The sequence below is a fragment of the Cupriavidus mimosae genome (assembly GCF_023952485.1).
Classification (GTDB): Bacteria; Pseudomonadota; Gammaproteobacteria; order Burkholderiales; family Burkholderiaceae; genus Cupriavidus; species Cupriavidus taiwanensis_C.
On sequence record NZ_JALHRY010000046.1, the window covers coordinates 1 to 6,012 of the forward strand.

3 protein-coding genes are annotated in these 6,012 nt (G+C 62.6%); 2 read left to right on the forward strand and 1 reads right to left on the reverse strand.

Going from position 1 to position 6,012, the window contains the following annotated elements; translation table 11 throughout:
- Nucleotides 1–164: 164 nt before the first annotated feature.
- Entirely contained in the window at nucleotides 165–3,089 is a 2,925-nt protein-coding gene (locus MKD50_RS29870) for a Tn3 family transposase (protein ID WP_012354506.1), read from the forward strand.
- Nucleotides 3,090–3,121: 32 nt separating this feature from the next.
- Here MKD50_RS29870 and MKD50_RS29875 read toward each other — a convergent pair whose 3' ends face one another.
- Nucleotides 3,122–4,324 carry a site-specific integrase gene (locus MKD50_RS29875; RefSeq protein WP_240619770.1) on the reverse strand — a complete coding sequence of 401 codons (1,203 nt, stop codon included), beginning with the start codon at nucleotides 4,322–4,324 and terminating at the stop codon, nucleotides 3,122–3,124.
- Between the two features lie 572 nt (nucleotides 4,325–4,896).
- On the opposite strand from MKD50_RS29875, the gene MKD50_RS29880 reads away from it, so the two are divergent.
- A complete protein-coding gene (locus tag MKD50_RS29880) occupies nucleotides 4,897–5,889 on the forward strand; it encodes a DNA-binding protein (RefSeq protein ID WP_012354504.1) in 993 nt (330 codons plus the stop codon).
- The last annotated feature ends 123 nt before the right edge of the window (nucleotides 5,890–6,012 follow it).

The following is a 6,012-nucleotide window of genomic DNA, read 5'->3' on the forward strand; positions in this document are numbered from 1 at the left end:
GGGGTAGTCGTCCTTTTTGTGCAAAATCTTACGGTTTCCCCGCAAAGCCTTTCTTTATAAGGCGCTCCGGGCAAAGCAGACAGCTGCCTGCTGCCCTCAAGTGACTTCGGGAGTACCATGTCCGCCCGCGATTTCGGATCGTGTCACCTGGATGGGGGCGGAAGATGCCGGGCTTGGAATTTCGCTATGTGGGAAAAGACAGTTTGCCTTCTCGATTGTCGGAATTCGATGTCGAGTACTATTTCGCGCTGACCGACAGCGACGTTGCCGCAATCAACCAGAAATTTCGGCGTGCCGGCCGTGCCGGAGCCGCCATCCAGCTGGCATTTCTGCGGGCAAGTGGCCGTACCCTTGACCAACTGAACACACTCCCCCGTCAGCTCTTGCGCTACGTGGGCGAAAAGCTGGGGTTACCAACTCCGACGATCGCCTCGCTGCGCACCATCTATCAGCGATATCCGACGCTGTATGAACACCAGGTCTGGGCCTGCCAATACCTCGGCTTGACACGAATCGATGACGATCACTGGAGAGGCCTCGGAGCTTGGATGCGGCAAGATGCCGCCGAATCGCTTTCCCTTGAGGAGTTGATCCAGCACGCCCACTACTGGCTGTATGAGCGACGGATTCTGATTCCTTCGACACGAGCGCTGCTGAGCCTGGCTCGCTCAATTTGGGCGGGCATCGAGCGAGATTTGCTGCTGTCGATTGAGGCGGTCGTCCCCCTGGCGCAGATAGCAGGAGCCGAAGCTGCCGTGTTCGCCCAACATGCAACAGCGGGAACGACCGTGCTGGAATGGCTCAAGACCCCGCCAGCACGGCACAGCCCCTCAACCATGAATGAGACGCTGGCCAAGATCCGCTTCCTGAAGAGCCTCGGCGCGCATACTTGGGCGTTTGATGCCATTCCGATCGAGAAGCAGCGCGCCTGTGGCCAGCGTATCCAGGCTCGCCGTCCCGCCAAAGTCCGCGAACTGAAGACCTCCACGCGTACGATTGAGCTGGTGTTTTTCCTGCGTGTGACCTTGCTGGAGCTGACGGACGCGATGCTCTACCAAACCGGACGGCGCGTCTCCGACCTAGTTCGGCAGGCCTACAACAAGACCACGACGAAGCAAGCGCGCTCGGCGAGCGAATACCGGCAGCAAATGGTCGAGATCAAGGCCCTGGTTGACGATACCCGCCGCTCGGCCGAAGAACGGCTGGCCGACATCGGCAAGCTGCTTGAAGGCCTATCGGCCAAACCGCCGGCAAGCCACGCCGCCAGCGTGCGCGAAACGCTCACGGAAGACCACCACCGTATCCGCAACCTCGTGACTTCCTTGCGGGAGTTGGAATTTGCCAGCAACAGCACCGATCCGGCCCTGCGGCAGCTTGAGTTCATCGGTAGTCTGCACGACCAAGGCGCGACGGAATTGCCGCCCGATTGCAATGTGTCGGTGGGCGCGAGCTGGCGTGACCTGGTCGACGGCGAAGACCGTAAGCGCGCGTTGCGCGCGATGGAAGCCTGCGCGATCACGGGCCTGCGTAAGGGGCTGCGCCGCGGCACCGTGTGGATCAGCCATAGCCTGTCGTTTCGGGAACGCGATCAACTGCTGATCCCGCCCGCTCAGTGGGATTCTGAGCGCGACCGGTATCTGTCCACGCTTGACTTGCCGAACCAGGCGGACACCTACCTCAATCCCCTCATGGATCACCTGAAGGCAGGCCTCGCGGCACTGGACGAGGCCCGTGCGGCAGGCCACGTCACGATCGACACGAACGGCGTGCTGCATCTGTCGCCGCTCGAAGCGGCGGAAAGCGATGGCATCCCCACGCGCACCCGTGATCTGCTCTTCAAGGACATCGGCAGCGCGCAGTTTGCCGACATGATCCTCGAGATGGATGCCCGTACCAATTTCAGCGAAGTGCTGCTGGCACGCAACGGGGACGCGCACGAACTGATCACGCTCTACGCCGCGCTGCTCGCCCATGGCACCGAGCTCGACGCCAAGGGTGTCGCCGCCATGATTCCGAAGCTCGATCCGGCGCACGTCTCCACCGCGATGCGCGCGCTTGAGATGCCCGGGCGGCTGCGCCGAGCGAACGAACGGGTAGTGGAATTCCAGCGCACGCACCCGATCACCGAGTTATGGGGGACCGGTCAACAGGCGTCCAGCGATTCGATGAGCCTGGACACCTCGCGACACTTGTTCTATGCCCGCGCCGATCCTCGACGTCGCACTCATGCCGTCGGGATCTATACGCACGTGCTGGACCAGCACGGAATCGTCTATAACCAGCCCATGGTGCTCAACGAACGCCAGGCCGGCGTGGCCATTGAAGGGGTCATGCGCCACAATGAGACCCGCAGCGACGGCGGGCTGCTCCGGCTCGCGGTCGATACCCATGGATACACGAGCGTTGGGATGGCGGTGTCCAAATTGCTCGGCTTTGATCTATGCCCATGGCTGCGCAATCTGTCGGAGCGCAAGCTGTATTTGCCGCGCGGTCTGCAGGTAACGGATGGACTGTCGGCCGCCGTCTCGCCCGAGATCTCGCTCAAGGCAATCCGCGACGGCTGGGATGGCTTGCTGCGCCTAATCGCCTCCATCCACTCGGGCCGGGTGAGTGCAATCGTCGCGCTGCAGCGGTTCGGCAGCGCCGCCCAAGGCGACCCTATTCATCGGGCAGCTGATCATCTGGGCAAGATGCTGCGCACACTCTTCTTGTGCGATTTTTTCAGCAACATCGAGTTTCGTCGGGAGCTGCGCACGCTGCTCAACCGGGGGGAGTCGGTGCACCAGCTCCAGCGTGCCATTTACTCGAGCAAGGTACACCATGATCGCGGGCGCCGTCAGGACGAAATGATCGCGATTTCCGGATCGCTGACGCTGCTGACGAATCTGGTGATTGCCTGGAACACCCAGCGCATGCAAACGACGGCCGATGCTTGGCGCCGCAAGGGGCAACGGATTGAAGATGACTGGCTGCGCCGCATGGGGCCCGCACATTTCGCGCATGTGAATTTCCGGGGCATCATGAGCTTTCCGATCCACCTGTATCAAGACAGCCTGCTTGAGGTGGCACCGCAGCGGCGTGCGGTGTAGCAAGAAGAACGGACCCTCCGGAGCCAGACTGATCAGCTCCAGTGAGTATCGGTCAGCGGATCGTGCAACGTCACCTCAATGAAGCAATTGCAGAGGTCCGCGTTTTCGTGCATGTCCGCGAGCAGCACCTCGATGGCTTTCTCCAGCTCCGGCCCTGCGGTGAACGGCATGACGATTTCATAGCGGGGGCGGCGCTGCTCGAAGACGCGCATCTGGTACTGGGACAGGCAGAACTGCTCGATCCAGCGGCGCGCCTTCGACTTGCCGCGCACGAATTTGCTGTTGCGCTCGATGTATAGGTCAACCGTCAACCGCGTTTCAGGCACGGGCTTGGGCGGAACCGTGGGACGTCGCTCGGGCGGCGGCGCCGACGGTAGGGTGGCTGGTGGCGGTGCCAGCGCTGCTTCGATACGGTGCTGCGCGAATGGGTCTGCCGCGTCGATGTAGCGCATGGCCGAGCGGACATCCTTCCAGCCGACGTATTCCATCAGCATCTTGAGGTCCCACTGGTTCGCGTTTGCCCAGGTGGCAAAGCCGCGCCGCAGCGAGTGGCTGCTGTAGCGGTCCGCCTGCAGCAGCCCCGCATCCTGGAACAGCTTGCGCAGCAAGGGCACGACGCTGCTGGCTTGCAGCCCCGCTTCGGCGATCCGTCCCCAGCGATCGATCCGCCGAAACACAGGGCCCGCTGCCAAGCCTGACGCGGCCAACCAAGCCACATAGGCAGCCACCGGGCAGAGGCGCGACAAGGCAGGCGCCTTGTGCGTCGTGCCGGCGTGGTTGCGGTCCGTCTTGGTGTGCGGCAGGAAGATCGTCATGCCCCGGCCGGGCTCGACGGTGATGTGCTCGATCTGCAGCCGGCTCAATTCGTCCGACCGGAAGCCCCGCCAGAAGCCAATCAGCACCAGGGCCTTGTTGCGCGCCAGGACCTGGAGGTGGTGGTCATTGCCTGTCATCGAGGCCGCAGCAATTTGGGCGTCGAGCCACACCACCAGTTGCTCGAACTGAGCGAGCTGCAGCGGCTTGGCGCGCCGCTCTTGTGCGGGGTGCAATGCCTGGATGCCCTTGAGCACCTTCCGCACGTGTGGCGCCCGGTTCGGATCTGGGAAGCCTTGCGAGACGTGCCATTGTGCGATTGCAGCCAGGCGCTGACGCAGGGTGTTGATAGATAGCGTCTGCGCGTGCTCGGCCAGGTAACGCGCGATGCTGTCGGCGCTAGCCGCAGAAAACCACCCCATTCGACCTCGAAATGACGAATGGCTGCCTGGTAGCTTCGCCGCGTGTTGTCGCGGGTGGCGGCTTCCAGGTATCGGTCGACGTCGTGCATGGCCAAGGGGAGCAAATAGCGATGGTGCGGATGCGTATTGTCGCGCTTGTCTGGCCTCCATGACCATTTCGGAATCCTCTTGTGCGTTTCGCCACCTCGAATCGCTCCACGTCCGGGGCTATTCGTGAGGAGCTGCAGGGCGCTCTGCGCCGCCCAGCTGCCTGAACTTCTCCGTGATCGGGTCCGTATGGCGCCGTAGATCGCGAGCAGGTGTGCGGGCGCACGATCTTGCCGGTAAGGGGCATTCGTCAAGAGTTGCCCAGGTGCAACAACGCCCGGGCCGGTCGAGACCGCGGAAGGTTGCCCAGAGGCTGTGAGCCATTTCGTACTAGCGGGCCGGTTGGAGAGCCTCTCGCCAGGGCCTCACACGTGATAATCTGCCATTATCACCTGTCAAAAATCGACGAGAATCCGCTTGCTTGACGGCTCCATTTGGTATGTATATACATAGTACGTAATACGGTATCAAATTATAGGAGCACCATGGCCCGTGCCGGTCTAAGCCGTCTGGATGTCAAACGCGCCCGCGATTCGTTGATGGCCCAGGGGCAGCATCCGTCGATCGATGCAATACGTATCGCGCTGGGCAATACCGGCTCGAAAACGACGATTCACCGCTATCTCAAGGAACTGGAAGAAGAGGAAGGCGGGGCGCTCCAGCGGGCCGGCTCGACCTCCGATGCCATCCTGGATCTGGTAGGCAGGCTGGCGGCACGGCTGCACGAAGAAGCGCAGGCAGTGGTCGACCAGCAGGTCGCGGCCGCCACCGCACAGCGGCAGCAGGTCCGAGCGGAAGCCGACAAGCTGTCCGCTGATCTCGTCGCACTTCGCGCCGAACTGGCGCAGGCGCATGCCACCGTTGCCGAAGTGCGGGCCGCGCACAGCGACACGCAGACGGCGCTGCAGCAGCGGGCCCTGGAGGCCGAACGGCTGGCGCAGCAGGTCCAGGATCTCACCGAACGGCTGGCCGAACACGAAGGCTTCCGGCGCTCGCTGGAGGAGAAGCTGCAGCACGCACACCAAGCACTGGAACACTTCCGCAACGCCAGCAAAGAGCAGCGCGATCAGGAGGCACGCCGGCACGAGCAGCAGGTCCAACAACTGCAGGCAGAAACCCGGCAAGCCAATCAGGCGCTGATCGTCAAGCAGGGGGAGATCACGCAACTGAACAAGGACGGCGCACGGCTGGTCGCGGAGATTGCCGCCTCGGCCAAACGCAGCCGCGGCCTGGAGACGCAGGCGGAACAGGCACATGCCGGGCTGAACCAAGCTCGCGTCGATCAAGCCCGTGCGGAAGCCGAACGCGATGCCCTGCGCTCCGCGGTCCAGCAGCAAGCGGACGAGCTAACCGCCGAGCGTGCCGCGCGCGAGCGCCTGGCCGGCGAGTTGGCCAAGGTCACCGGACGGCTCGACGCCCAGCAGCAGTTGCTGGCCGACTATCGGACACAGCTCGGCGTGGCTGGTCCGGCAGCTTGAATGCGTAAGGTTTTGCACAAAAAGGATGGCTCTTGCGAAATCGGCGGATTTTCAACCCATTGATTCACAAGGAAAATCTGGAGGAAACCGTAAGATTTTGCACGAAAAGGACGACTACCCCGT